The 26,753-nt window shown below is 45.4% G+C and carries 24 protein-coding genes and 1 tRNA gene; 13 read left to right on the plus strand and 12 right to left on the minus strand.

Annotated features, from left to right (window positions below):
• The first annotated feature begins 139 nt into the window (after positions 1–139).
• Positions 140–1,315 (plus strand): hypothetical protein, encoded by a 1,176-nt coding sequence (locus tag AABA75_RS12575; protein ID WP_338292954.1) that lies wholly within the window; start codon positions 140–142, stop codon positions 1,313–1,315.
• A gap of 77 nt (positions 1,316–1,392) precedes the next feature.
• On the opposite strand, the gene AABA75_RS12580 is transcribed toward AABA75_RS12575, so the two are convergent.
• The 7 genes from AABA75_RS12580 to AABA75_RS12610 all read right to left on the minus strand — a co-directional run bounded on the left by AABA75_RS12580 (position 1,393) and on the right by AABA75_RS12610 (position 7,189).
• Positions 1,393–2,166 carry a penicillin-binding transpeptidase domain-containing protein gene (locus AABA75_RS12580; protein WP_338292955.1) on the minus strand — a complete coding sequence of 258 codons (774 nt, stop codon included), beginning with the start codon at positions 2,164–2,166 and terminating at the stop codon, positions 1,393–1,395.
• 119 nt (positions 2,167–2,285) lie between these two features.
• Positions 2,286–3,065, minus strand: coding sequence for a YggN family protein (locus tag AABA75_RS12585; RefSeq protein ID WP_425325602.1), 780 nt, complete (start codon positions 3,063–3,065; stop codon positions 2,286–2,288).
• A 121-nt stretch (positions 3,066–3,186) separates the two neighbouring features.
• The gene (locus AABA75_RS12590; protein ID WP_338292957.1) at positions 3,187–3,681 is read right to left on the minus strand and encodes a PAS domain-containing protein; all 495 of its coding nucleotides are present in this window, start codon (positions 3,679–3,681) and stop codon (positions 3,187–3,189) included.
• A 7-nt stretch (positions 3,682–3,688) separates the two neighbouring features.
• On the minus strand, positions 3,689–4,690 hold the full coding sequence (locus AABA75_RS12595) for a response regulator (protein WP_338292958.1): 1,002 nt from the start codon (positions 4,688–4,690) through the stop codon (positions 3,689–3,691).
• A 229-nt stretch (positions 4,691–4,919) separates the two neighbouring features.
• Positions 4,920–5,762 (minus strand): LytR/AlgR family response regulator transcription factor, encoded by an 843-nt coding sequence (locus tag AABA75_RS12600; RefSeq protein ID WP_338292959.1) that lies wholly within the window; start codon positions 5,760–5,762, stop codon positions 4,920–4,922.
• A gap of 421 nt (positions 5,763–6,183) precedes the next feature.
• Complete coding sequence (locus tag AABA75_RS12605; RefSeq protein WP_338292960.1) at positions 6,184–6,504, minus strand: DUF3718 domain-containing protein; 321 nt, start codon at positions 6,502–6,504, stop codon at positions 6,184–6,186.
• A 355-nt stretch (positions 6,505–6,859) separates the two neighbouring features.
• Positions 6,860–7,189, minus strand: a complete 330-nt coding sequence (locus tag AABA75_RS12610) for a hypothetical protein (protein WP_338292961.1) — start codon at positions 7,187–7,189, stop codon at positions 6,860–6,862.
• Positions 7,190–7,473: 284 nt separating this feature from the next.
• Between AABA75_RS12610 and AABA75_RS12615 the strand changes: the two genes are divergently transcribed.
• The 5 genes from AABA75_RS12615 to AABA75_RS12635 are packed head-to-tail and all read left to right on the plus strand — an operon-like array spanning position 7,474 to position 10,894.
• On the plus strand, positions 7,474–8,031 hold the full coding sequence (locus tag AABA75_RS12615; protein ID WP_338292962.1) for a thermonuclease family protein: 558 nt from the start codon (positions 7,474–7,476) through the stop codon (positions 8,029–8,031).
• A complete protein-coding gene (locus AABA75_RS12620) occupies positions 8,021–8,584 on the plus strand; it encodes a TlpA family protein disulfide reductase (protein WP_338292963.1) in 564 nt (187 codons plus the stop codon). The genes AABA75_RS12615 and AABA75_RS12620 overlap by 11 nt, the downstream gene beginning before the upstream one ends.
• Positions 8,584–8,793, plus strand: coding sequence for a DUF4266 domain-containing protein (locus AABA75_RS12625; protein WP_338292964.1), 210 nt, complete (start codon positions 8,584–8,586; stop codon positions 8,791–8,793). Before AABA75_RS12620 ends, AABA75_RS12625 begins: the two co-directional genes overlap by 1 nt.
• Positions 8,794–8,811: 18 nt before the next feature.
• Complete coding sequence (locus AABA75_RS12630) at positions 8,812–9,990, plus strand: DUF3570 domain-containing protein (protein WP_338292965.1); 1,179 nt, start codon at positions 8,812–8,814, stop codon at positions 9,988–9,990.
• Between the two features lie 34 nt (positions 9,991–10,024).
• Positions 10,025–10,894, plus strand: a complete 870-nt coding sequence (locus tag AABA75_RS12635) for an FAD:protein FMN transferase (RefSeq protein WP_338292966.1) — start codon at positions 10,025–10,027, stop codon at positions 10,892–10,894.
• 3 nt (positions 10,895–10,897) lie between these two features.
• Here the strand turns inward: AABA75_RS12635 and AABA75_RS12640 are convergent, their stop codons facing one another.
• Together AABA75_RS12640 and AABA75_RS12645 are read right to left on the minus strand one after the other, a co-directional pair.
• Positions 10,898–12,004 carry an MbnH family di-heme enzyme gene (locus tag AABA75_RS12640; protein WP_338292967.1) on the minus strand — a complete coding sequence of 369 codons (1,107 nt, stop codon included), beginning with the start codon at positions 12,002–12,004 and terminating at the stop codon, positions 10,898–10,900.
• Positions 12,001–12,765, minus strand: coding sequence for an MbnP family copper-binding protein (locus tag AABA75_RS12645; protein ID WP_338292968.1), 765 nt, complete (start codon positions 12,763–12,765; stop codon positions 12,001–12,003). Before AABA75_RS12645 ends, AABA75_RS12640 begins: the two co-directional genes overlap by 4 nt.
• 123 nt (positions 12,766–12,888) lie before the next feature.
• Between AABA75_RS12645 and AABA75_RS12650 the strand changes: the two genes are divergently transcribed.
• Together AABA75_RS12650 and AABA75_RS12655 are read left to right on the plus strand one after the other, a co-directional pair.
• Entirely contained in the window at positions 12,889–15,780 is a 2,892-nt protein-coding gene (locus AABA75_RS12650; protein WP_338292969.1) for a choice-of-anchor B family protein, read from the plus strand.
• A 150-nt stretch (positions 15,781–15,930) separates the two neighbouring features.
• A tRNA-Ile gene (locus AABA75_RS12655) sits at positions 15,931–16,007 on the plus strand.
• Positions 16,008–16,724: 717 nt separating this feature from the next.
• On the opposite strand, the gene AABA75_RS12660 is transcribed toward AABA75_RS12655, so the two are convergent.
• On the minus strand, positions 16,725–16,976 hold the full coding sequence (locus tag AABA75_RS12660; protein ID WP_338292970.1) for a hypothetical protein: 252 nt from the start codon (positions 16,974–16,976) through the stop codon (positions 16,725–16,727).
• A complete protein-coding gene (locus AABA75_RS12665) occupies positions 16,977–17,747 on the minus strand; it encodes a hypothetical protein (protein WP_338292971.1) in 771 nt (256 codons plus the stop codon). It abuts the gene before it with no gap.
• Between the two features lie 303 nt (positions 17,748–18,050).
• Here AABA75_RS12665 and AABA75_RS12670 point away from each other — a divergent pair, with 303 nt between their 5' ends.
• The 5 genes from AABA75_RS12670 to AABA75_RS12690 all read left to right on the plus strand — a co-directional run bounded on the left by AABA75_RS12670 (position 18,051) and on the right by AABA75_RS12690 (position 25,617).
• On the plus strand, positions 18,051–18,800 hold the full coding sequence (locus AABA75_RS12670; RefSeq protein WP_338292972.1) for a transglutaminase-like domain-containing protein: 750 nt from the start codon (positions 18,051–18,053) through the stop codon (positions 18,798–18,800).
• Between the two features lie 62 nt (positions 18,801–18,862).
• Complete coding sequence (locus AABA75_RS12675; RefSeq protein ID WP_338292973.1) at positions 18,863–19,210, plus strand: hypothetical protein; 348 nt, start codon at positions 18,863–18,865, stop codon at positions 19,208–19,210.
• Between the two features lie 66 nt (positions 19,211–19,276).
• Positions 19,277–20,566, plus strand: a complete 1,290-nt coding sequence (locus tag AABA75_RS12680; protein ID WP_338292974.1) for an efflux RND transporter periplasmic adaptor subunit — start codon at positions 19,277–19,279, stop codon at positions 20,564–20,566.
• A gap of 11 nt (positions 20,567–20,577) precedes the next feature.
• Positions 20,578–23,748, plus strand: a complete 3,171-nt coding sequence (locus AABA75_RS12685; RefSeq protein ID WP_338292975.1) for an efflux RND transporter permease subunit — start codon at positions 20,578–20,580, stop codon at positions 23,746–23,748.
• A 312-nt stretch (positions 23,749–24,060) separates the two neighbouring features.
• Positions 24,061–25,617 carry a methyl-accepting chemotaxis protein gene (locus AABA75_RS12690; RefSeq protein ID WP_338292976.1) on the plus strand — a complete coding sequence of 519 codons (1,557 nt, stop codon included), beginning with the start codon at positions 24,061–24,063 and terminating at the stop codon, positions 25,615–25,617.
• Between the two features lie 62 nt (positions 25,618–25,679).
• On the opposite strand, the gene AABA75_RS12695 is transcribed toward AABA75_RS12690, so the two are convergent.
• The gene (locus AABA75_RS12695) at positions 25,680–26,714 is read right to left on the minus strand and encodes a lipocalin-like domain-containing protein (RefSeq protein WP_338292977.1); all 1,035 of its coding nucleotides are present in this window, start codon (positions 26,712–26,714) and stop codon (positions 25,680–25,682) included.
• Positions 26,715–26,753: the final 39 nt, after the last annotated feature.

Here is a 26,753-nt window from a genome sequence, read left to right on the forward strand (position 1 = left end):
ACAAAGCCCCACTTTTTACCAGGAAATTTTTCAACCATACATCTTGAGTTTCTATTTAAATGTGTGAAACAATCCGCAACCGGTAAATAAAACAACCGATAAACACTACTTTTTTGACCTACTTACAAAGGATTTTCTCATGAGTGGACACTCAAACTATTTTGTTCGGGGTACTATTGCAGTATCACTATTAATTGCTTCTGTTTTTGTATCATTTTCGTCGCAAGCTGCTAGTTGCGGTAAAGTAACTAATTCTTCCACCTATTGGTATGCGTGTGACGGTGTTAGAGTCACCCAAAGTATCAATACAACATTATCAAATAATTCTGTTTCCGACTTCAGAGTTGTAGACGACAGAGTCGTATGGAAGTACACAAGAAGATCTGGCTCAGGTACGACAGCCCGTTCTGAATCAGCTTATTACACCAATCTGACCACTGGTGGCAGTATCACTCAATTTACACAGCTCGCGAACAGCAGTTTTTCCGAGGATGAAGCCGTGCAGGAACTTCAGGTAGTCGGCAACAGAGCAGTGTGGCGCTTTTTCGATGGTGAGCGTAATTGTAATACCACTTGCCGCTCAAACTATGCCTATTATTATGTTTGTTTAAGTGACGCCAACATTTACACCATTACTGATATTGCCAGACAGTCATTTTCTGAAAATGAAAGTATCGTAAATTTCTCAATGAATTTTGCTACCGACAGAAGTAGTTGGACATACTTCGATGGCCGTAATTCATATTCCCGCCAAAAAACCCTGGCTTCATGCAATCCTCAGATTCAATTAGATAAGCCTTATGCTCCACGCGTAAGTGTTTCAGGACGCACGGTGACTTTAAATTGGACAGCAGTGCCAAATGCTGAGAGTTATAAGCGCCAGGTAAGCGTTAATGGTGGCCCTTGGAAAAATACATATGTTTTGACAGGAACCTCAAAAACTTATTACAACTACGCTTATGGAACTTATAAGTACCGTTTGAGCGCTTGTATTGGTGACAACTGCTCATCGTGGTCAAATGCATCAAATACCATCACAGTATCTGAATCAGGCTTAAGTGCTCCATCTTCTGTATCAGCGAGTGTGTCTAACAGAACAGTTACTTTAAACTGGAGCTCGGTTGCCAATGCAGATTGGTACGAGAGAGAGGTAAGCGTCAATGGCGGAGCATGGAAGAATAACTACGTTCTCAACGGAACGTCTAAAACCTATTTCAGCTATGCCTATGGGACATACAGATATCGATTGAGAGCCTGTAACAATAGTGCTTGCTCTAGCTCCTGGACCTATAGCAATACCATAACCGTTAAGTAGTCACTTTTTCTACGGGTTTTCTGCAGAAATTAAGCTATAGAAAACCCGTTATTATCATATCTTAGTTGAATCAAAAGCTACAAAACACCTGTCTCTCTTAAGATACTATTAGCTACTTCAATACGAGTCTTTTGCACTTCAGAGAAGCTTTTGCCATCAATGTTGATTGCGAAATACCAAGATTTGTCTTTCTTCTCTACCATACCAACGTACCAGCCTATGGCTTTTTCTTTCGCGATACCGCCACCGCCGGTTTTTGCATACAAGGTATAATCCTCTGTTTGCTCTTTTCGCATCACCTGTTTGAAAGTCTCTAAGGTTGCATCCGAGATAGGTAATTCACCATCAAACAGACGCTTTAAAAACTGCACCTGCTGTAATGCAGATATTTGAACACTACCATTAAGCCAAAAGGTATCTAAGCCGGAAGAGATATCGCGATTTCCATATTCAAACCCGTTTAAATATTCCTGCATTCTGACCTCACCAATTTTATTGGCGATTTCTTGATAAATAGGTACAGCTGAGTTCTGAAATGCCGGGCGAATAGTGAGTGACTCCTTGTACCAGATTTGCGGCCACCAGGATTGTACCGGGTACTGTTCTTTGTCGAAGCTGAGTATGTGCTCCATATCGCGCACTACACCAACATCAAGGGCAATCAAGGTATTCGGTATCTTAAAGGTGGAATACGGTGTAAATGGCTGCCTTGCTCTATTAACGTTCACAATGGTTTTGATATCACCAGAGTCTTCCATCAGCACAAAAGTACAACCTTTATCACAAGAAGGTGTACCGACTGCAAAAACAGAAAAGCTGAGTAAGAATAAAGAAAAGGCTAAAGCTTTCATGAAAATCCTTTTTTGAATGTTAATACGCAAGAAAAAGTTGGCGTATTAAACCATGAAAGCATTCATGAAAAAGAAATGATTAGTAAAAAACTATGTACGGTGATATCAGATAGAAACGCTCAGTCAGACCAGCCCTTGCCTACCACGATAACATCAATGTCTTTTAGTTGCTTAATCTCTGTGCGCAGCTCATTCTCAACGCGGTCCAGATAGCCCATTTTATTGCAGAACCATTGGGCCTTTTTACGTAAACTATCGGCTTTAGGCCCCACAGTGCGCTCGATCTCATTACCCATGACCTCCAAACGCTGGGATAATTCTTCCATACGCAACTCCATACTCTCGTCATTGCCTGCGTTTAATCCACCAATTGCAGATAATACGCCTCCAAGCGAGGTATTGATGGCTTCTTCAATTTGGGCTTCAAGTTCTTGGTCTACCAAATCATCGACATTTTCAAGACTACCGGGACCAATGTAATAGTTGCCATGGGCATGAATAAACTTCTTTTTGACCTTTTCTTTCACTCTGTCCAAAGCGGAGGTTAATTTGTCGAAACTTTTGTGGTCAGTACCCACCAGCCCTACATAAACGTGCTCTACAGTTTCTATCGCAAGGTCAACACCCTCTGTCGCCAGGATAATCATTTTGGGTACGGAATAATGAATGCCATCGGATAACTCTTTTAACTTCTCAGTCTGACTTTCGTTCAACGTTATCCAGTTACCGCCTACAATTAACTGATCATCTGAATTGATCTGATATAAGGTGCGTGATTCATCAATGATGCGAATGCTTTTGTCGGTGACCACCATGCCATAGTTCAAATCCGCCTCACACTTGAGGTCGGCGTGGGCCGACAAGCTAACAATGCTAAGAAATAAAAATAGTAATCTAATCATCCGTAGGTAATCGATATTAAGACAGTTTCATTGTCACAGATACGCGACGTTTTTGCATTCAGATTCCGACAAGCGTATCAAAATTCGAGGTAAATTGCTGAGAAGCCAAATTTGTGGGTTATTTTCGACCGTGGCCAGTCTTTTCCTTCAGCTCGTTGAGGGTTACCTCTACCGCCTCAGCGCGCTTTTTGTTGGCGGCAACATCGGTAACATCGTAAATCATCATACACATGTGATCCACATTACCCGTAGCGCCAGTAAGTGGTGAAAGCGTGACGTTTTGAAACATGAAGTCTTCCGTACCGGTGATGGGCCGGTAGTTTGGAAATTTATAAATATAGGGGCGCTGCTCCCACGTAATGAATGCTCGGTTTTTCAATTCAAATACGGGACGACACTTGTTGCGCAGCCATTTTTCATCAATTTCGGGAAATAAATGGAATAGGTTGCGGTCTCTCACCTGACTGGGTAGCAAACCACTGTGGCTCTCCATAAAGGCATTCCAAACCCGAATCTGGAAATCCGTATTCACCACAACGATGCCAACATCCACCGTTTGCAGCATATCCATCATCCAATGGAACTCGGCTAAATCATCTTCTAAATCGTCCATCGTGATATCAGTCTTCCAACAAGTGAGAAAGCTTATAATTCATGGCTTTCATAGATTCTTCAGTTAACAACAAAACCAAATCGCAGTGTACATTGTATCCCTCCAGACCATAGCTTAATTCAATAGCCAAGGTGCGCTTCCAGCGCAGGCGGTTACTGGAGATCAGCTCGGAGATACTACGATGCTGTCCCAACACCACTGGGTGCCCCTGACTAAAATACAAATCGAGTTGCGAGGCCAAGCCATTTAGACAGGTTCCAATCAAAATATTGGCGGCATCCATAAGCAATTCTAATTGCACTTGGTCATCCACCTGACCATTAATCCCCATGATGCGAGCAACATCGTCAAAGCTAGAATCACTTAAAATGAATAAGGCTTCACCACTGATGCCCGGGCCGACGAAACCCTGGCAAATACCAGAAACCGAGTCTTTCAGCTCGATATCCTGCAACATCATGTGCAGCTCTGACACTTCAATCAAATTAACGTTGGGAATGGGCAGTCTAACAAAAACGTTCAGTATACGCGCCAGGTGATCACCCGCCTGACCCATGGCGATATTTGTGATTTCTTGATAGCAATCGCGAATATCAGGATCCAGCGCATCGACTGTTGGCTCGCTTTTGACTTCTTCTTTTACATCTTCCAGAACACCGTTTGCCAACAAAATCTTTTTCAACGCCGGTTTACTGACAGGTTTCTCAATAAAGTCTAATGCCCCCAAGGCTTTCACACGCTCGTGAGCTTCGGGTTGAATATCACCGGAGACAACAACAACCTTGGTGTCCAGATCTTCTTTGATAATGGCTTCGAGGGTTTCGTAGCCATCCATGATTGGCATATTGAGGTCCAGCAACAACAGCTGACCTTTGCCCTCTTTCATGGCTTCGATAGCTTCGCCACCGTGTTTGGCAAAGTGGATTTGCACTTCCCAGTCATCAGGCAGGCATTTTGCAGCCTGCTTCCTGGCAACCATTGAATCATCGCAAATCAAAACTGAAAACATACTGATATTTTTCTCTTCTATCCTTTAAGGCCAATGAGGATTTGTTCGCGCATCATTATATACAATAGATAGCAGCTAATTACAGAATACCCAAAGACTTATATGGACTTATCGCGCAGAGTACCATCCAACTTTAGTCGAATTTATGACATTTAACCCGCATATTGTTCAGTATTTAAGCGACAACAGTGCGTTTGCTTAATATTGCAACAAATTTAAGCGTGAGCAATCAATGTACTGTACTTTTCTTGTTGCGTATTTCTTCCAGCTTGTATTTGTATTTGCGGGTTACTTTCACCACCTTGCCACAACTTAAATGAGCGTGATACTCACCGTTTGAATTGGGACTGAGCTTGTGGATTTTAGTAACATTGACAATCGCAGAGCGACTAACACGGGGGAAATGCTGATGATCCAATTCTGCTTCCAGTTGTTTCATGGTCTTGCGAATGATTTGTTGCTTGTCGCCTAAATGCAAGCACATATAATCGCCAACAGCCTCGATCCAGTCAATTTCGTTTACCGCCACTTTAATCCACTCGGTGCCTGACTTAAAAGACAGATAGTTTTGTAGATCGTTTGCCTGGCATTGCTGAGAGGTTTCCAGGTTTTCAATAAAGCCATTGAGGGTTTTACCGGTTTTACGGGTAAGTAGATGCTGCAGTTTATCTTGCATAGCCAGCGCTTTTTGTTGCTCAATGGATTTTTCGATGCGCTGCAGACAGATTTCCAGCCTGTCACAGTCCACGGGTTTTAACAGGTAATCACAGAGTTCGTAGTTGAAGGCTTCCAGTGCGAAGTCTTGATAGGCTGTGGTAAACACAATGTAAGGCAATCGGTGTTGCTCTTCCACCAACTTATTCAGGAGCTCTATCCCGGATAAGCCGGGCATTTCAATATCCAGAAACACCGCATCGGGTTGCAAACTTTTAATCCCATCCAGAGCTTGGGTCCCATTTTCACACATGGGTAATATATCCAAATGTGAAAACTTGTTTAGCCTGCTAAATAACCCCTGTCTGGCCAGTGGTTCATCATCTGCAATTAACACCTTAACAGATTCTTTAAACATCAGTGTGCGCCTCAAAAAATATTCGCTATAGAAAAGAGAGTGACTCCAAACATTATTTCCCCACACACAGCATAGACCAGTGCCGATGTGACTCAAACGGGGGATGTAACAAGCTGTTATAAATTGCAGATCTGTTTATCTATGGTTACAACTGAAAAAAAAACACCGCTGGAACACGAGTGTCAGAGCACTGGAGATTAGAAAACGGAAAGGTAGCAGATAAAAAAATAGGGGGCAAAGCCCCCTATTTTGTCCAGGATAAATACATGTATAGCGCCTGAAAGGCTGAATACTGTATGTCGGGTTCACTACGCCCAACAGGTGTCATACTACTTTAGAAATGTGACAAAACTACAAATCTGAGACGAAATAACAAAAATACCTGACAAACTGTAATTAAATTACAAACCTTACTGTTCTTTTAGTTTTTCGCCAGGTCTTCAATAACAACGATTTTGCCGGAATTACCTGAACGCTTTAGCAGCAAATCAGCGGTATTATTAGCGCCGTTAAGCTTAGCAAAGGTAATCACGTCTTCACCATTACACATTAACCCCTCCACCACTGAATCGGCTCTTAAGCGGGTTTCTTTCAGTGTGGTGTGTAAATTAAGGTTGCTGTCTGATTTAACGGCTTTACAAACGGCTACCAGTTTTTTCTCAAGGTCGCTATCCATGGCAAAAGCGCCTGAAGATAAAACCAATGTGCCTGCTGCTACTGCGGTTAAGATTAACTTTTTCATAATGATGCCCTCATCTGTGCTGTACTGAATTAAGTAAAACGTTGTGTTTAACTCTGAGTACAGATTAAGCCTGAGAGCTGCGGCCAGCATCGATTCTTCGATTTGTCGCGGCAATGTGCGACAGATAGATTAAGTGCAGGAATTACACGATAATTCACCGTAAAAACCAGGTCGTTTATCGCGGCGGAAAAATTATTAACCAACAGGAATAGTCAGAAATCTATCAGATTTGGATTACTTATTTAGCCAACAGAAGCAAAATCAGCACGGTTTACTACAATGGCGCCGATATTTGGGCACAAAAAAGCCCCTCGATTGGAGGGGCTTTCGACAAGTCTCAAATAACAGTGGTTACTTAGATAACACTGTCCTGGTGGATTTTAACAAATAACGGAGTATCGGATTTGCTGTAGTCGACTTTGTATTCTTTGCCGTTGATGGTTTGCACGAACAATAAGGTTTTCTCGTCACCAAACAGTTCGCCTAAGGTTAGATCCACTAACTCGGCATCCATCATTTTCGCTTCGCGCTTATTTTCTGGCACACGTCCGGTGTACTTCTTTACACCCTTATGGGTTACGATAATAGGCGGCTGCTCTTCACCATTGGTGATAATCAAGTCCAATTTGCGGACTTTGTGAATTATGGTGTTTCTACCACTTACAAGGTAAGGCCTTTCGGTCATTGTCTACTCCAATTCTAAGGCTCTGTCGTTTATATCAATCTGTATTCAACAAAAATAACTTTAAAAAAGATAACAGATAAATGAGCTTTTCACACTTAATATTTAGCCGCAACTGCCATAAAACGCAACTTATTTAAGGGCTTAACAACAATTTTGCAGATTTTTTAAACGTTTTTATTTTTTGCGATTCTGTGAACCAGTCATCATTGCGGCGTTATTATCTTGGCAAGGTTAGTGAGTACGGCTAAAGTGAAACCTTAAATTGTGGATTAGTATAGCTAAAAATGCATATAACCCATCTCAATAAGTTTGCCGTTGCGCTCGCCATCAAGCTGTTACTGCTTGTACAGAGTTGTAGCCCCGACCCTGACGATAAACTCGTGGTTAAACGAGTGGTAGATGGTGACTCACTAATCATTACAGAAAATGGCAGCGAAAGAACTTTAGAGCTTGTATTTGTTGATGCGCCAGAGCGAGAACAGCCCTTCGGTCGCGAAGCTAAAGCGTTTCTGGAGTCACTGCTACTAAACAAAGCGATTAACCTTTCTGAATCTGGCGAAGTGTTGCTGGGCGAGCAAAACGTAAATAAAGCACTATTACAAGCAGGAATGGCCTGGCTCTCGCCACAAACACAAAATTATCAGCAACAATTCAGTTTCAGCGAAGCTCAAAGTGAAGCCATGAATAGTGCTGCTGGTTTGTGGTCTTTGTCTCATGAACTGCGCATTCCACCATGGGTGTGGCGTGAGCAAAGCAAACATCCGTCTCGTCCCAAACAGCGACCTTTACAGCATCGCATTAATGACAATGCAAACGACACAGGAAACGGCAATGATAACTAACAATGCCCTCTCAGTTTTGCCCCAGGAGCTTCATACTTCAAAGAGCTCCCTAAGTTCTTTTACCCGTTTATTTTTAAGTGTAATGCTTTTTTGTGCGCTGTACTTTGGCCTCAGCACGTCCGCCTCTGCGAATACGCCACTGCCAGATATTGAATTAAGGGATTTCCACAGCGGTGAAACTCTCAGTAAAGCCGATTTACAAGGCAAAGTAGTTTATCTGGATTTTTGGGCCTCCTGGTGCAAACCCTGTAAAAAATCCTTTCCTTTCATGAATGAGCTAAACGCAAAATATTCGAATCAGGAATTTAAAATTGTCGCTGTTAATCTGGATGAATTTGCCGAAGACGCGCAACAGTTTTTAAGCGAAATTCCAGCGGAGTTTAAGATATATTCCGACCCGGATAAACAATTGGCAGAGGCACTGCAATTACCCGGTCTTCCGGTGGCCTTTGTGATTGATAAACAGGGTAATATCAGAGGTCGCCACATCGGCTTTAACGAGCGCAAAAAGAATAAAAAAATACAACAAATTGAACACTTGATAGGTCTGTAATGAAAAAAATCGTCATTATTTTATTGGGGCTGCTGAGCAGTGCCTGTGTCAGTACCGTTGAGCCTTGGGAAAAGGGGCGATTTGCCAAAGCGGAAATGGCCTTTGAGCCAGATGCCATGCAATCAGCATTTCATCGCCACGTGTATTTCAGTAAAGAGGCGGCATCGGGCGGAGCGTCTAACAATGGTGGAGGCTGTGGCTGCAATTAAGCCCGGTAACGAGTATTCATGAAAAAAAACAATGCCCTGCTGGCACTCTCTGCTGCTGCCGCCTGTTTGCCCGCCCTACAAGCTAAAGCGCAACAAATCGCCCAAGACTTCGAGATTGGCATACGCCACTACAACTACGAAGAAGCGGCTCTGGATGAAGATAAAGTGCTCAACCAACAACTGGATCGCTATGATATCGAAGTGAATCAATTTCGTCTGGTAGCGCCCTTATCAGACACCATGCAACTGAACGTCGACTATCAGCACGAAAAAATGTCAGGTGCGTCTCCCTGGTATACTTTCCAGTTACCGGGAGAAGAGCCCAAACAGGTGATGAGTGGCGCCTCCATTGAAGATACCCGCAAAGATTACGCAGCAACGCTCAAGGTGGCATTAGATCGCGATGTGCTTAGCCTGGGTGCCGCCCGCTCCACCGAAGATGATTACGATAGCACCAGTTTTTCTGTCGGGTACGCCAAGGAATCTGAAGACAGGTTAACCACCTGGTCGGTATCAGCTGATGTCAGTAATGACGATATCTACCCGGTGGATACGGAAACTTTTCGCACGCGCCCCGATACAGAGCAAAGCAAACACAGTAACTCTTATCTGGTGAGCTACGCCCGAATCATGAATAAACATTGGTTGATGAAAATAGCCGCTGGTTACTCACGTAAAAGTGGCTATTTGTCGGATCCCTACAAACAAGTATTCGTTACCGGCTCGCTGATTGGTGACAGTCGACCACAAAAACGCATCTCCAGAACCCTGGCAATGCAAAATCGCCTGTTTTTCGACGAATATGACGCCGCTTTGCACTTGGATTACCGATTTTATGACGATGATTGGGGCATTCAATCCAATACAGTCGACCTCGCCTGGTATCAAAATCTGGACGCTGGATTTCAAATTGTGCCCTCCATTCGACTTTATGAACAATCTGAGGCCTTTTTTTACGAAAGCTTCCACACAGAGCAAAGGGCCGATGGAAATTACAGTACCGACTATAGACTGTCGGAATATGGTGCAGTAACCTACGGTTTAAAAATAACAAAGGCCTTTGAAAATTGGGCTTTAATGCTTAGTGGCGAGAAGTATTACAGTGGTGGCAGTACCTTTTTGGCGGATGCTGAAAGTGAAAACCCGGCTCTGTTGGACTTTACATTGATAAGCGTTGGGGTCGATTTTACTTTCTAATTATATGGAATTATTTGACTTTCAGTTTCGTGCCATGGGATCACCCTGTGCGCTGAGTTTTTATTGTGAATCAGAGCAACAATTTGACCAGGCCAAAGGCGCCTGTGTTGAAGAAATGGCAAGACTGGAAGCAAAATACTCGCGTTATCAACCCGACAGTTTGATCAGCAAAATCAACAACGCAGCAGGTACCGAGCAGCTTTTTGAAATCGATACCGAAACCTGGATTTTAATGCAGTACGCTACTATCGCTCATCGCGAGAGTGACGGCCTGTTTGATATTACCTCCGGTGTACTGCGTCAGATTTGGGATTTCAAAAATCCTACCGTTCCCTCACAAGAAGACATTAACCGCACCCTGGATAAAATCGGCTTTGACAAACTGCCAATGGAGCAGCAGGCGTTTCGCTTGCCTGTTACGGGGATGGAGCTGGATTTTGGTGGCATCGTCAAAGAATACGCAGCCGACGTGCTGGCCAACTTTATTGGTGAAGTGGGTATCCGTCATGGCCTGGTGGATTTGGCGGGCGATATCGCTGCAGCCGGACCGCATCCCGATGGCCGTCCTTGGGAAATTGGGATCCGACACCCGGCAATCCCCGGCGAGCCGGTAGCCAAGATTGCATTGCATTCTGGTGGCCTGGCCAGTTCCGGTGATTACGCCCGTTGCTTCGTGCTGGACGACAAAAAATACAGCCATATCTTAAATCCCATCACCGGTTGGCCAGTGGAAGGATTAGCAGGCGTGAGTGTTTGGGCAGAACAGTGCATCGTTGCCGGTACATTAGCCACTATCGCCATGTTAAAAGGCGAAGAAGAAGGCAAAAAATGGATCGCCGAAACAGGAGCGCCTTACGTTACCATCGATCAACACTTTCGAGTTGAAAGCCAGTTTAAGGGCTAAGTTCTAATATTCAGGCGCGGCAAATTCCGGATTATTCAAAAACGCCTCATCTGTGAGGCTCTCTAAAAATGCCAGTAAATCCTGCATGTCTTGGTCAGATAAAACAAAACCGTGCATGAAAGGACTTTTAAGGGGGCTATTAATGCCCTCGCCTCTGCCGCCAGCGGCGTAAATCGCAATAACTTCTTCTAATGTCGCCACACTGCCATCGTGCATGTAGGGTGCGGTAACCGCAATATTACGCAGTGTCGGTGCCCGGAATTGCCCCATGTGTTGTGGCTGTAATGTAATTTCTTTAAGCCCCTGATCGCTTTGCGGATAAGCTCCTTCACCATCCACATTGTATAAACCGGTATTGTGAAACGCGGTTACTTCAAATGCTTGATCGGCATGTTTGCTGGCCTGACTAAAATTAAAACCACCGTGACAATGATGACATTCCAGACGTTCAGAAAAGAATAAATCCATACCCCGCAAGGCAGCTTCAGACAAGGCATCGTCTTCACCGTAATAGGCGTACCGATCAAAAGGCGAATTAAAAGAAGTGAGATTGCGCACAAAACTGCTGATGGCCTGTACTATCAATTCGAAACCGATGTCTTCTCCGGGGAACGCCGCAGCAAACATCGGCCGATATTTGTCGTTATCAAAACGTGCCAACACCGACTCTTCGTGCCCGGTAATGCCAAGCTCAATGGGCTCTTCTGAAAACATCGGGATCAGAATCTGAGTCTCAAGCGTGGTGAGTTCAGTATGGGCCCAGGTCAGGTGAGCGTTATAGGCTACGTTCACCAGTGGCATACTGTTACGCCGCACTTTATCACCAGTACTGCCATTGGAATGAGGTAACGGCTCGCTGAAAGCAAATTGCTGTTGATGACAGTTAGCACAGGATTGTACCTGATTAGCAGACAGGTTTCGGTCGTAAAAAAGATGCCTGCCCAATTCGACTTTGGCCGCTGTCATGGGGTTATCTTCGGGCACTGATGGTGCCGGAAAACCTTCCGGGATATTCCAATCCCAAGGCGGTGGTGCTTTTTGACAGGCAGATAAAAATAATGCGGACAAACACAGCCCTGCTAATACCCCCCAATGTCGTAAGCCGTTCACAGATTGATAGCCTCAAGGGTAAACACTGATTGCTGTGAGTTATTCAGGTTTTCGTATAGTTGAATGCAAACCGGTTCGCTATCCCCGTGCATCACGCAGCGATTTTTTTCATTGGCAGTGATACCGGTTGGTAAGCGGTCCAAATGTAACACCAACGTCAAATCCTCCGCCTTTGGAATATTCAGGCTAAATCGGGCGCGGTTAGGTTTAGCACAGGCTTCTGATGGTGCTCGTACGGCACTGGCGGATGTACAGCCGACACTCCCCAAATGATAAGCCCAGTTATCTCCCTGAGCGTGCATATCAAGGCGCAAAAATTTATAGCCATTGCGCCAGGTCCAGAACATGTCGGGCACATTCAACGGCATAGGTTGGGTTACCGGATTTTGATGGTTTAAATCAAAAGGCACGCCAAGGGTAAAGGACAGCGCTTGCGCATCGTAAACTGGCATAGCGGATTGCAAGGTAACCTGCCCTTCGCAGCTTTCAGTATCGATACGGATAAGCTGTAAAGAGGGTTCGTCAGCCCAAAAGGACACCGGAAAACTATCGCTACCATTCAATAGCGCCGCGTTACTCATGTAAAAGGCAAAGTTATCCAATTGCCAGACCTTTCCGCCCAGTGTCTGCTCATTGCAAACAAACGGTTGTCCTTTATACCAAAGGGCGATCTGTAGCTGTGAGTTGACAGATTTTTCACTACAGGCGCTGAGTAAAATCGTTAAAAAGCAAATTCCGATGGAGAAAAGTTTTTCCTTCACTGACATTCCTGATAAATTGGTGTTTCTTATTATTCTAAAAAATTAATGGCATTAATGACGACGCCGGAATGGATTATGGGGTATTTTTTGTCGTGATTAAAGCGCCGCAAAGGATGTACAACAATGGCAATATTTTCCTTATCTCAAAAACAGGTGTCGAAACAGACGTCCAATAAAACGCGAATTCTCGCTGGCGGCTTCACCACCGCACTGAGTTTGCTGGCAATTATGCAGTTGCCTGCATGGGCTCACTCGGAGCATGACAAAGCCCGGTTTGTGGCAGCCGATGGTAAAGACAGCGGAGATTGCGGCAACCGTTTCCGCCCCTGTCAAAGCATTGCCTATGCCCAGCTGCAAGCCAAAAAAGGCGACAAGATTTTAGTCGCCAAAGGCGCCTACCCCGTCACCTCGCCCACGGAACTATTGCAGCTAAACAACCTGATTAATCCGGTTTTTGCCGGTTATAGCACCATTGATAGTTATCAGGTGCAAGATCCTGAAAAGAATCCCACTACTCTGGTGGGTGTACCGCCAGAGTACCGCGCACTAGCCAAAGAAAAAGGCTTTAACGTTATTGTTGATGGCAAATCAGCGGCTTTCAATAACGCATTACAAAAAGCACAGACTCAGTTGGATGCGCTGCAACAACGACAGCAGAATGTTACCTGTGAATCGGGTATGGCAGGCGAATACACCTGTAACAACATCGATTTGGTGAGCCACGTACCACTGAGCGAATTTGAAGCCAGTGCCGCTAATGACATCTGGGGTCATATCGATTTAAACAGCAATACCGAATACGCCATCATCGGCCTGCGCAATGGCGTATCAGTAGTTAGCCTGGCAGATCCTTCAAACCCGCAGGTGGTTGGTAAAATCACTCAGCAAAGCACCACCTGGCGCGACATCAAGGTATACCAGTATTTCGATACCGAGCTGGAGCGCTGGCAAGCCTACGCCTACGTCACCGCCGATAGCGCATCGGTGGGGCTGACAATATTAGATTTGAACAATTTACCTAATGAGATCACGGTTGCCAGCACCACACGCTCGGATACAGCGGCCCACAATGTGTACATCAGTAACGTTGATTATTCTTTTAATACCGCGCTGAATAATGAGCCCGGTTTACATATTCTCGGCCAGCCGCAATTTAATGGCGCCATGCGCACCTATTCCTTGAGCAACCCCACGCAGCCCGCTGCCGCCTACACACCAGTGCTGGCTGACGCATCGCTGTATACTCACGATGCCTCGTCGGTGAACATCACAGATGGTCGGGCCGCACAATGCGACAATGCCAATGAATTTGGCTGTACTGTCATGCTGGATTTCAACGAAGCCGAGTTTCGTTTGTGGGATCACACTAACCTGAGCAATGCTAAGCAGCTTTCCACTGGCACCTACAACACCGCCAGCTATGTGCATTCCGGTTGGTGGAGTGACGACCGCAACTATCTGTTTGTGCACGATGAACTAGACGAGCGCAATCGCGGTATGAACTCAACTTTATACGTATTTGATATCACCGACCTGGAAAACCCGGTGCAAGCCGGTACCTGGACAGGCCCCACCGGCGCAATCGACCACAATGGTTATGTGCTGGGCAATCGTTATTACATGTCTAATTACGAGCGCGGCTTAACCATCTTAGACATTACCGACCCAACATCACCCGAAGAAGTCGGCTTTTTTGATACCTATCCCCTTAGTGATGCCGCTACCTTTAATGGTGCCTGGGGTGTTTATCCTTTCTTGCCCAGCGGTTTGATCATCGTTAGTGACATCAATAGCGGCTTGTACGTGTTCCGCGACCAAACCCGAGCTGGTGATATCAGCATCGAACCTGGCACTGAATACGAGGTGGACGAAGGCGGGTCGTTAACCATTAACGTGCAAAACCTTTTTGATGCGCCTTCAAGCAGCGTTGATTACGAAGTTATACCAGGTTCTGCCGATGCCAGCGATTATGAAAGTAACAAAGGCACCCTCACCTGGTTAGACGGCGAATCGAATATCCAAACCATTACCATCAATACTATTGACGATGGATTAGCTGAGTCAGATGAAACCTTCTTTGTAAGACTGTCCAACCCTACGGCTGGCGCGACATTAAGCAACAACATCCTGGCCAAGGTAAACATAAACAGCTTAGGCGTAGTGCTTATCCCCTTTAATAACGACCCACTTACCGTACTTGAGAATCAAGGTAGCGTTGCAGTAGAAGTGCAACGCAGTGGAAATGGCAATGGTGCTGTCACGGTTAACTACAGCCTTGAAGCCTTCAGTGGTGAATTTGATGCTAATGATGTAAGTGCCATCAGTGGCGAAGTTACCTGGCAAGATGGCGAATCCGGCATCAAAGTGATCACTATCGAGTTAGTGGACGATGCCCAGGAAGAACAAAGCGAAAGCTTTGTACTGCAGTTAAGCAGCGATAACCCAAGCCTGCTGGCATCTGAAGAGCAAAGCCGCAAGCTCATCACTATTCGCGATGACGACAGCAATCAGGCCCCGGAAGTAGCCGAGCCTGCAGCGCAAACTATTGCAGCTGGAACACAAGTTACAGTGAGTGCCCAAGGTAGCGACCCGGAAGGCGATACCCTCAACTGGTTATGGACCCAGGTATCTGGCCCTGAAGTAACTCTGCTTAACGCCGACACACAAACGGTGTCGTTCACTATGCCAGAAGCAGAAGTGGTATTGCAGGTAAGCGCAACTGATGATTTTGGTGTGCAAACCAGCCAGCAAGTAACCATCGCAATCGAAGATAATAGCGACGATGGCTCAGGTGATGACGGTTCTGGCGATGATGGCTCTGATGGTGACGGCTCGGATGGAGATGGTTCCGACGGTGATGGCTCTGGAAGCGATTCCGGCAGCGGCTCAGGTTCTACGCCACCAGCCACAACACCACCTGCCAATAACAACAGCGGTGGCGGCGGTAGCTTACCCTTAGGCTATTTAATCGCAGGGATTGCCTTAGTGGCCTTACGCAGAATAGTGAGAAAATAGCGGGAATTGCCGCAAAAATGCGCAGTTAGCAGCGAGTTGTTGACAAACTGATGACAACAAAAATAAAACTGCTATACTGCGCACCGCTTAAAGGGAACCCTTCCCTGTCAATAAGCGATTCACAAAGCAGTTTAACTGCCACAAAAAAATGGCCCTATAGCTCAGTTGGTTAGAGCGCCCGACTCATAATCGGTAGGTCCCTGGTTCGAGTCCAGGTGGGGCCACCATTTTTTATCTCTTTTGCATGTCGACAACGATGCTATAGCCAACCACCTTTGTCCGAATAGCCGTTTAAACATTCCCGACATATACGGCATTCACTGCATCCCTGCAGCTTAATTCTAACCTACATATATAAGCAACTCTCCGCCTTCTGCGAAATATTAAACTTGTAGGTCGAACTTCAGTTCGACAACACCATCTTAATAAACCACTTTTGTCCTCCTGGCCGTTTTTACGTTCCCGACATATACGGCATTCATTGCATCCCTGCAGTTCAAGGCCAACCCACATGACTCATGCACCTCACAGCCTTATGCAAAAAACCAAACGCTGGTGGTCTGATGTCATTTTTACTTAGGGGCACTCCCCTAAAACCCCTTTTTGCTCAAGGCGTGAGAAAATATAAACCGCAGTTGAAGAGCCTAAAGGGTAACCCCCAGTGTTTTCTGCATTCGGCCTCGCGTATGACCATCATTTGGTAGGACTTCGAACCGTTAATGAGGGCCAAAGAAATAAGCAGTGTTTTAATGGAAAGGACAGTATTTCGATTTCAGAGAAAATACTCTTGCTCTGTTGAAGTTAACTCTATTTCCAAATATCAGTTGTGAAAGATAAGACGTTCTCTTATCAGGAGGTGATCTTGAAACAATATTCATCCGAGATGAACAGTCTAGATGATGTATTAATTATGGGGGGCTTCTATATGGGAAATTATTAGAAATTTAGCCCCCTTTAACCGCAATAAAATAGTGCTTATATTTGCGACTAAATCGTTTAGCATTTTTAGATACTTCGATTTTTTGCAAGTTCTTTTCTTTAGCTAACTGAGTATTTTCAATCTTAGTAACTGAATCAGGTAATCCACGACCTGATTGCACAAAAGCAACGCGAATTGATTTGGAGAAATCATTCACTTTTAAGCTGTTATTTCTTATTCTATTTGAAATTGCTCTATTTAATGTTTGCTTTACCATTTATTGCCTCGAATCTAAAAACTCTGCCCACTCACTTTCACCAACCTCAAATGCACATGCAAGTAAGTTGGCAAAAAGTGAACCCAACTCACGTTCAGGGCTTCCGAACAAAGAAAAATGTTTAGAGTCAATGTTAAGAATTGCGTAAGCCTCATTATCAACTTTAATAGGGCAAACCATGCCACTTAAGTAATGCTCTTGATAGTTTTTTCTTATTTCTTCAAATCCATCACTACTCTTTTGCACACACCAAGCCACAACGTTGTCAGCTTGAAACGCCTTACCTACTATACCTTTATCATGCGGTAAAGGTTCAGATGAAACTCTAGTGCGTGCGATGGAAGCATTTGTGCTGTAGCGAATGGTTTCAAATTCATTGGAATCATTAGGCATCATTAACGAGGCTATGCACTCTTTTCCGGTTACCTTAGATAGTGTCCTTGACGAATGCTCCAACGTTTGCAGAATTAGATCCTGCATAGATAACTCAATATCTTCAATTGAGTTTGCATCAGTGAAATCGGCGAAATACTCTCTGAACTTTTCAGAAAGCATTTCAAATTCTGATTTTATCTGATAATACCCTCTATATTTTTTATAGCGATTACCAAAGTAGAGCACAAAAGACAGCAGAATAAGGGCTACAGCCCCAAGGATAATGAAAGCGATCCCCAAACTTTCTTTAAGCACAAAATAAATGGAAGCAAATGAGCCTAATATTGAAATCAGGGTAATCACATAAAAGGATGTATTTTTCTTAGCAAGTTCCATAATTCTAATTATTTTTTTCGAGTAACATTTCGATAATATATTTTCTACACTGAATGTAAATCCTAATTAACTTTAAATGTTGATCGATTCACGATTAATTACAATAACCTGTTTCAAATTACGATATCCCTATTTCCTCACTTCACCTTCCCTAAAAACCAGCTTCCTCTCCAACAAAAGACAAAAGACAAAAGAAAGTTTTGGCCCAAAACTAAGTTTCAGAGTGTACCCCTTGACCCTCTACCAGCTTCAGGTCTTAAAGTGTTGTTTATCCTTTTTGATAAACCGCTTTGAGACCTGTACATGCATAGCCAACATCTTTCTGCTACGCCGATTCTTAACTTTCAGCATGAATCCATTCAGGAGTTGATTTTTGCTCGTAGTTGGCAATCTTTGGATACCTATAACAAGATTGGTGCGGCGTATGGTTTTGTGAAAGACGAAGTCCTGTTTGGTTATAACCGCAGTGATGATATCTCTGCCAGTGAGGTACTGGCGGATGGATATGGGCAGTGCAATACCAAGGGTAACTTGTTGATGGCGCTTTTACGGGCGCTGGACATTCCCTGTCGTTTTCATGGTTTTACCATTGACCAGCAATTGCAAAAAGGTGCAATTCCTGGTTATGTATTTTGGTTGGCCCCCAAGTACATTATTCATAGCTGGGTAGAAGTGTACTACGAGGGTAAGTGGTTAAATCTCGAAGGCTTTATTCTGGATAATACTTACCTTACTGCTATACAACAGCGTTTTAGTGATGTTAAGCAGTCTTTTTGTGGTTATGGTATTGCTACGCCATGCCTGGCACAGCCAGAAACCGAGTGGCGCGGCAGCGATACCTATATTCAAAAAGAAGGTATACATGATGACTTTGGGTTGTACGATTCCCCGGATGATTTTTACGCCCAACATGGCACCAATTTATCCGGGCTGAAACGCTGGTTGTATCAAAACCTGATCCGTCATCTGATCAATCGCAATGTACAAAGATTACGAGCGGCCTCTGGTTCAGAGCCCACTCGTTCTCATCTAAAAGATGGTTGTAAGTCGTAAAATTTTTCGCCAAAAGTGGCTAATTTTGGTATCTTTCTGGCGCTTAACTAAATGAGAACCTCGTGAAATTCAATATTGCGTTAAAAATACTACTGCTTGTGGCGATTGTGTTTAAATCGTTCCTTGCGGTATCTACGCCCATTGAAAGTCACCCCGTGGATATTGAGCACCTGCAACAAACTCATGATCACGCCGAAGACCAACATTCTAACCAAAGCCTCACCGATGCCGCTGGCCATGATGTTGAAGATTGTCATCATTGTGGTCACTGTACCGGCAGCCATATTACCTGGTTGCAGTTAAAACCGCATAAAACCAGTCTGCCCTCTGCAGTTGGATGGGTTTTCCACAATAACAGCGCTAAACCCAGTGGCATTTGCCGCGATATTTATCGCCCTCCCACCGCTTAACGTCTTACCTCAAATCACGCTGTCAGGCGCTTTACATTTTTGGTTTAACAAACGTTAAGAGACATTATGAAAATACAATTTAATCGTACAGGGGTTGCCCTGTGCCTGTTGCTGGCTATGACTTTTTCCATCAACTCAGCAGTACTTGCTCAAGAATCACTAAATCACGAGATTCGGCAACAAGAGACCGGGCAACAAAACAAGCATCAACACGGTGTTGCAACTACCGTTAATAAGAACAAAGAAGATAATCATATCCACGACAATGATTCACACGAAGCCCATTCAGGCGAGACGCATTCAGAAGATGCCCATGCAGAAGATTCCCATGCAGAAGAAGAGCACAGCGCAACTATAGAACTCAGCGCAGCGCAGATTGCGACTGCCAATATTGTTGTGACTCCTTTAGTGGCACAAAAACAGCAGTATCAGCTTTATGCTCCCGGTGAAATAAAAGCCAACGGCTACACCAGTTATCTGGTATCTCCCAGAACCGATTCTGTGGTTATTAGCCGTCACACCAGCTTGGGAGAACATGTTAAAACCGGGCAAATCTTAGTTACCCTATTTAGCGAAGCCATGGCTGAAGCTCAGGCTGAGTACTTGTTTGCTTCCACGGAATGGCAGCGAGTACAAAAGCTGAATAACCAAACCGTCAGTGATAGTAATATCATCGCCGCGAAAACCGCATTTAATGCCGCCTATGGCAAACTCATTGCCTTTGGTTTAACCACCTCAGCCATCGACAACATCACCACCCAAGATACCGCAACGTTCGGGCAATATGCTTTAACGGCGCAACGTGCCGGAGTGGTATTGCAGGATGACTTTCTACAAGGGCAGCGAATCAATGCCGGAGAAACCATCATGCTATTGGCCGATGAGAGTGAGTTATGGGTAGAAGCTCGTATCTCTCCAGATAAACCATTGCACCTGGCAACCAACAGCCCTGCGACAGTATTGTTTAACGGTGAAAGCTATCCTGCGCGAGTGATTCAGGAAGCCCACACCATTGATACAGAAACCCGCACCCGCATCATTCGATTAGCGGTCAAAAACCAACACCATCACTTGCACTCAGGCATGTTTGTCCAGGTTTATTTTCAGTTTAATACCGCGCACCCTGTCCTTGCGGTACCAGAGAGAGCGCTGATGCGTGACCAATCTGGAAACTGGACAATATTCGTTGAAGAAAGTCCCGGCCTGTTCGAAGCCCAAATCATTGAGCGAGGCCGAGCCTTGGGTGAACTGCGTGAGATCAGTGGCTTAGCAGAAGGCGCAAGAGTAGTGACTGAAGGCGCGTTTTTTGTGATGTCAGAACTGGCCAAGGGCGGTTTTGAACCGCACAACCACTGAGGAGCGCCTGTATGTTAGAACGTATTATTGATTGCTCAGTTAACAATCGCCTGATGGTATTGCTCTTGTTATTACTTGCACTGGCGGCAGCCAGTTATTCCTTGCCAAGGCTCAATCTGGATGCCTTTCCGGATGTTACCAATGTGCAGGTTTCGGTTAATACTGAAGCGCCTGGTTTGGCTGCCGAAGAGATAGAACAATTGATCACCTACCCTATTGAGGCAGTTATGTATGCTTTGCCCGACGTGGAGCAAGTGCGCTCCATTTCGAAAACCGGCTTGTCGGGAATTACCGTGGTGTTTAAAGAAGGCACTGACATTTATTTCGCCCGGCAACTGGTATTTGAACGACTGCAAGAGGCAAAAGACTTGATTCCGCCGGGGGTTGGTGTACCCGAAATGGGACCAAACACCTCGGGTTTAGGTCAGGTATTTCAATATTTACTCATCGCTGATGACAAGAGTCAATTTGATGCTACTGCCCTGCGCAGTTTAAACGATTGGGTGGTTAAACTGCTACTGATGCCGGTGGATGGTATTACCGATGTATTATCCTTTGGTGGCAATGTGCGCCAATATCAGGTGAATTTTGATCCTGCCAGGTTACTGGCTTACGGTGTAAGCCAACAAGATCTGGTAACAGCCATTGAACAAAACAACCAAAATGCTGGCGGTTGGTTCATTAATCGCGGCCAGGAACAATGGGTTATTCGCGGTACAGGCTGGTTCAGCAGTGGCGAGCATGGTCTGCAACAAATCCGGCAAGTACCAGTTAAAACTTTTGATGGTGTGGTGATCACCGTGGCAGACCTGGCCACCATTGAGTTGGGCGCAGAAATACGACAAGGCGCCGTAACCATGACCCGTAAAGAGATGACCCGCAAAAGCATAACCCACAAAGACAGCCAGGCTAAGGTTAGCCATTTAGGTGAAGTGGTCTCGGGCATTGTACTTAAACGCCTGGGTGCCAATACCCAGGAAACCATTGATGCCATCAAGCAAAAAGCCCGTGTAATCAATCAGGCGCTGCCCGACGGTGTGCGGTTTGAGCCCTTTTATGATCAGGCCGATTTGATCCAACAGTCCATCAGCACCGTGGTTAAGGCACTCGGTTTGGCATTTATATTTATTTCGGTGGTGCTGGCGCTATTCCTGATGAATCTTCCCGCCACCATTTTGGTATTGATATCCATCCCAATCTCTATTGCCATGGCATTAACCCTGATGACCTGGTTAGGGTTGTCTGCCAATTTAATGTCTTTAGGGGGCATCGCAGTAGCCATTGGTTTGTTAGTGGATGGCTCTGTGGTAATGGTGGAAAACATCATTAAAAAATTACAGGTGGACGGTGGCGCAGGTCAAAACACAACCACCGCCATTATTGCTCAAGCCTGCAAAGACGTTGCGCGCCCGGTGTTTTTTGCCACCGCAATTATTTTGCTGGTGTTTGCCCCACTATTTAGCTTTGAAGGCGTAGAGGCCAAACTGTTTCAACCAATGGCCATCAGTATTATGTTGGCAGTAGTCTCAGCCATTATCGTGGCACTGACAGTGGTGCCTGCCATGGCCATATTCCTGTTTAAAGCCAATGTCAAAGTGCGCCCCAATACCCTGCTCAGCTCTATTGCCAAGGTCTACCAACAAACCCTTAATATCGCCATAAAAAACAATAAAAAAGTATGCTTTGTGGCTGCAATATTGCTTCTGACAGCGTTGTTTTTGTTGCCGAGAATAGGCACTGAGTTTGTGCCGGAACTGGAAGAAGGCACGTTAAATCTTCGGGTAACACTGGCACCTTCTGCTAGTTTAGAAACCGCATTGTCCGTGGCTCCAAAACTGGAAGCTCGCTTAATGGCTTTCCCGGAGGTTACCTATGCTCTGAGCCGTATTGGCCGACCGGAAATAGGCGGCGATCCAGAGCCAGTCAACAATATTGAAATTTACATCGGCTTAAAACCCGTCGCACAGTGGACAAGCGCCAGCAATCGCTATGAATTACAGAGCATCATGCAGAGGGAACTGGAGCAGTTTCCGGGGTTGCTGTTTAATTTTTCACAACCCATCGCTACTCGCGTTGATGAGTTGCTATCGGGGGTTAAAGCACAATTAGCCATCAAGCTATTTGGCCCGGATTTACAGACACTGGCGGCAAAAGGCCAAGAAATTGAAAGCCTGATTAAAGCAATCGATGGTGCTCAAGATGTCGCGCTGGAGCAAACAGTTGGTGAGGCGCAATTGGTGATTGCTCCTGATCGCCGCGAGCTGTCCCGCTATGGCCTATCGGTATCCGACATCATGGCGGTGGTCAGCGACGGTATCGGTGGCAAAGCTGCCGGTCAGATTTTTAACGGCAACGAACGTTACGATATTTATGTGCGCCTGGAGCAAAGCTATCGAGCCAACAGTGAGGCTATCGCCGATATCAGATTGTTATCTCCCACTGGTGCATGGGTGCGCCTGGGTGACGTGGCCAGTATTACCTTTGAGTCAGGCCCACCACAAATACGTCGCGACAACGTGCAGCGGCGTATTGTGATCCAGGCCAATGTACAAGGACGCGATATGGGCAGTGTGGTCAAAGACATTCAACACAGTATCGACACCAAGCTGACTTTACCACCCGGATATTCAGTAGAGATCGCAGGTCAATATGAAAGCCAACAGCGAGCCCAAAAACGCCTATTGTTGGTTGTGCCCCTGGCGCTCGTTCTCATTGCCTTGTTACTCTATCTCGCGTTTGGCTCGGTGGGACAGGCATTCCTGATCCTGTTAAATGTGCCGCTAGCAATCATTGGTGGAATTTTCTCATTGTACTTATCTGGTCAATATTTGTCTGTTCCGGGTTCAGTTGGCTTTATCACATTATTTGGTGTTGCCGTGCTCAATGGTGTCGTGCTGGTAGAAAGTATCAACCAGCGTATTGCTAAAGGTGAAGCGGTTGAAATTGCCATTATTGAGGGCTCGACATCCAGGTTACGTCCGGTTCTCATGACTGCCATGACCTCGGCACTTGGTCTCATTCCCATGCTTCTGGCTACCGGAACAGGGGCGGAAATTCAAAAACCTTTAGCCAGCGTCATTGTTGGCGGACTGTTTACGGCAACATTTTTAACCTTATTTGTATTACCGGGCCTTTACCGAGTCTTTTCCAAAAGCAAGATAGAGAGACTGACAGCACACTAATGCAAGAGGCTCAGGAACAAATTAAGCAACAATAACTTAATAAAGGGCTGGACTTTCTCGCAGCCCTACTCTATTCCTTGTAATCAAAGAAATTCTGCCATTCACTTAAAAAACCCCTTTAAATTAGTCACTTAGTGGCAGTAAAAGCACCCAAATCCATAGCAAATGTTGACATAAATCAAACATATTTCATTCAGTTAAACTAACGCTTTCTATATTTTCAGGTAAAGGGTTAAAGTCTCGCCAACAAAAAAACGCATGGAATGATTTCCGCATTTTAAATGTGTATTACAGTATAGAACAGGAGCACTAATGAGCCACTCAGCGTTAACTGGTAATGAAGTTCAGTTTTCCGAAAATGAGATCCTTTTATCAACTACGGATCTGGATAGCCGCATTACTTATGCCAACGACAACTTTTGTAATATCGCTGGCTATTCACTGCAAGAGATGTTGGGCAAACCCCACAATTTAGTGCGTCATCAAGATATGCCCAAACTGGCCTTTGCTGATATGTGGCAAAACCTTAAAGCCGGTAATTCATGGATGGGCCCGGTTAAGAATCGTTGTAAAAATGGCGATTATTATTGGGTAAACGCTTTTGTAACGCCTATCAAAGATGCCAATAATCGGGTGATTGAATATCAATCGGTGCGCACCAAGCCCACCCGAGAGCTGGTTGATAACGCAGAGAATGAATATCGCAAAATGTGTAATGGCCAGAAATCAAAAGCCTTAAAAGCGCCTTTTGATTTAACACTATTGGCCCTGGTGGGTTTTAGTTTTGCGTTTTTGATCAGCCTGATTGCTGTGTTTACTTCGTTTAGTGTTGTGAGCGTTGCTTTATCCGTCACACTTGCCATAAGCCTTGCGGGCTTTTCTCTGTGGCGAGGCAAGTACCTGGCGCTGGTGAACAAAGCCAAAAAAATCTACGACAATCCGGTGATGTCTTATCTCTATGCGGGCAGCAACGATGTTTCAGGTCATATCAACCTGGCTTTGGAGATGCAAAAGGCCAAACTCAAAGCGATTATCGGCCGGGTCAATGACGTTACCGATAAAGTGAATGATAACGCCGAGCACAGCGCCTCTTGCGGGCAGCAAGTGGCACAGTTACTGAACCGACAGGCGGATGAAGTCACGCAAATGGCCACCGCCATGGATCAGTTCTCCGCTACCATTCAGGAGCTTGCTGCCAATGTGCAAACGGCAGCAACGGCGGCAGAAGAATCCGAATCTCAAACCAATTGCGGTAAACAAGCAGTACAAAAGACCCTTGAGGCTATTAGTGAGTTAGACGGCCAATTGCAACTGGCATCACAGGAAGTTAAGAAGCTGGTGAACGGCAATGACATGATTCAGGGGATCTTAAACGAGATAAACGCTATCGCCGAACAAACAAACCTGTTAGCACTCAATGCCGCGATTGAAGCCGCCAGAGCGGGTGAGCAAGGCCGAGGCTTTGCCGTTGTGGCTGATGAGGTAAGGTCTTTGGCGAGCCGAACACAGCAATCCACCGAAGAGATCACCAAACTTATCACTGAGCTCAATACCACCTCAAATCAGGCACAAACCGCCATGCAACAGGGTATTAACCTCTCTGCGCAAAGCGTGGAAAAAGCCAATGACAGCGGCAATAACCTGAACCTTATCTTCACCGGAATAACCCAGCTCACCGATCTGAATCGCAGTGTTGCCGCCTCAATCGAGGAGCAATCGGTGGTGGCTGAGCAAGTGGCCGTCAATGTAAACAGTATTAAAGAGCTGGCGGACGAGAGTGGAGATCACGGCAAAAAAGCCCAGCAGCTGAGTGAGTCTTTGAAGTCCCAGGTGTCTACCCAAACCTCGCTGATAAAACAGTTTAACTAATTACTGCACTATAAGGGGCCTCTATCTAATGGCTCGGCGCAAACATGTAAATGACTTGGGAGTTATTCTCCCATGGTCATTTCCACAAACCCAACGCCACTGTGGCTGCCCTGCACGTTAATAGCGCCCTCATAGTAAGTGAACAGCCAGCTATTTAGTTGCGCTTCTTTCAGTACCTGCACTTCCAGCTCAAGATTGTGCTCAGCAATCGTGATACGCCAGTGTTTGTTGAAGCGTTTACCTTTTACCTGCATTTGCGCAACGGGTGTTACCCTAACCTGTTTATCCGACAGGGTGTGTTGTAATCCGTTGCTATCCAGGTAAGTCCCATGCCAGACATCAGGTAACTCACTATTTTCGGTTTTTAAGGTAAACAACATCAATTTTTGATTGTCTTGCAAGTGCAGTGAAAACCAATCCCACCCTGAAAAGTCATCGCCCAGCAGTTGTGAGCTCCACTCGTGATCATACCAGGCATTGCCTGATACGGGTTTCACCTCGCCATGCCAGTTAATGCTGCCGTTGACATTAATAAAAGGCTGACTGTAATAATAAGAGGCATATTGGCTATTTGGGTACTTGAGGCTATAACCTTGCTCACCGTGCAATACCAGATTTGCATCGCTGGTCATGTGCAGTTTTACCGCTACCTGGCCATTAATATTAAACTGCAATTGCCCCGGAAAAATAGACTCTGCAGTATCAGATATAAACTGCCAGTCATCTAAAAACGCGTTGTAGGGCCTGACGGTAACGCCGGCATTACCGACACCGCCACGGGCAAAACGCTCTTCAAAAGCGTGTTGCCTCATTGAGTGCACTGAAGCATGCGCCATGTAGCTTTGGTTGTTGTGCCACGGCGTGTCTCTCGTGTCTTCCTGGCGATAGCGAAAAAGCGTCCACTGTAGCCAAAAGGGTTCGCCCTTGTCGTCTACCAGGTTCGCTGTAAAATACCACCACTCAATACCATAATCGGTATGAGCACCGTGATCGTCCGGGAACACCAGTTGTCTACCTGGCATTACAGCCGCACCATTGGCAGCTGAAGTCACCTGTAAATGCAGTTGCGGCTCACGAGGTTGACAGCCAGTGAACATCAAAAAACACGTTATTAACCCAACGAATCGGCAGCCACC

Source organism: Planctobacterium marinum (genome assembly GCF_036322805.1).
In the GTDB taxonomy this organism is placed as follows: Bacteria; Pseudomonadota; Gammaproteobacteria; order Enterobacterales; family Alteromonadaceae; genus Planctobacterium; species Planctobacterium marinum_A.

Excerpts from the sequence above, each read along its gene's own strand:
- AABA75_RS12575 (WP_338292954.1), top strand. The coding sequence starts at position 140 with ATGAGTGGACACTCAAACTATTTTGTTCGGGGTACTATTGCAGTATCA.
- AABA75_RS12580 (WP_338292955.1), bottom strand. The coding sequence starts at position 2,166 with ATGAAAGCTTTAGCCTTTTCTTTATTCTTACTCAGCTTTTCTGTTTTT.
- AABA75_RS12590 (WP_338292957.1), bottom strand. The coding sequence starts at position 3,681 with ATGGACGATTTAGAAGATGATTTAGCCGAGTTCCATTGGATGATGGAT.
- AABA75_RS12595 (WP_338292958.1), bottom strand. The coding sequence starts at position 4,690 with ATGTTTTCAGTTTTGATTTGCGATGATTCAATGGTTGCCAGGAAGCAG.
- AABA75_RS12600 (WP_338292959.1), bottom strand. The coding sequence starts at position 5,762 with ATGTTTAAAGAATCTGTTAAGGTGTTAATTGCAGATGATGAACCACTG.
- AABA75_RS12605 (WP_338292960.1), bottom strand. The coding sequence starts at position 6,504 with ATGAAAAAGTTAATCTTAACCGCAGTAGCAGCAGGCACATTGGTTTTA.
- AABA75_RS12610 (WP_338292961.1), bottom strand. The coding sequence starts at position 7,189 with ATGACCGAAAGGCCTTACCTTGTAAGTGGTAGAAACACCATAATTCAC.
- AABA75_RS12615 (WP_338292962.1), top strand. The coding sequence starts at position 7,474 with ATGCATATAACCCATCTCAATAAGTTTGCCGTTGCGCTCGCCATCAAG.
- AABA75_RS12620 (WP_338292963.1), top strand. The coding sequence starts at position 8,021 with ATGATAACTAACAATGCCCTCTCAGTTTTGCCCCAGGAGCTTCATACT.
- AABA75_RS12625 (WP_338292964.1), top strand. The coding sequence starts at position 8,584 with ATGAAAAAAATCGTCATTATTTTATTGGGGCTGCTGAGCAGTGCCTGT.
- AABA75_RS12630 (WP_338292965.1), top strand. The coding sequence starts at position 8,812 with ATGAAAAAAAACAATGCCCTGCTGGCACTCTCTGCTGCTGCCGCCTGT.
- AABA75_RS12635 (WP_338292966.1), top strand. The coding sequence starts at position 10,025 with ATGGGATCACCCTGTGCGCTGAGTTTTTATTGTGAATCAGAGCAACAA.
- AABA75_RS12650 (WP_338292969.1), top strand. The coding sequence starts at position 12,889 with ATGGCAATATTTTCCTTATCTCAAAAACAGGTGTCGAAACAGACGTCC.
- AABA75_RS12660 (WP_338292970.1), bottom strand. The coding sequence starts at position 16,976 with ATGGTAAAGCAAACATTAAATAGAGCAATTTCAAATAGAATAAGAAAT.
- AABA75_RS12665 (WP_338292971.1), bottom strand. The coding sequence starts at position 17,747 with ATGGAACTTGCTAAGAAAAATACATCCTTTTATGTGATTACCCTGATT.
- AABA75_RS12670 (WP_338292972.1), top strand. The coding sequence starts at position 18,051 with ATGCATAGCCAACATCTTTCTGCTACGCCGATTCTTAACTTTCAGCAT.
- AABA75_RS12680 (WP_338292974.1), top strand. The coding sequence starts at position 19,277 with ATGAAAATACAATTTAATCGTACAGGGGTTGCCCTGTGCCTGTTGCTG.
- AABA75_RS12685 (WP_338292975.1), top strand. The coding sequence starts at position 20,578 with ATGTTAGAACGTATTATTGATTGCTCAGTTAACAATCGCCTGATGGTA.
- AABA75_RS12690 (WP_338292976.1), top strand. The coding sequence starts at position 24,061 with ATGAGCCACTCAGCGTTAACTGGTAATGAAGTTCAGTTTTCCGAAAAT.
- AABA75_RS12695 (WP_338292977.1), bottom strand. The coding sequence starts at position 26,714 with ATGTTCACTGGCTGTCAACCTCGTGAGCCGCAACTGCATTTACAGGTG.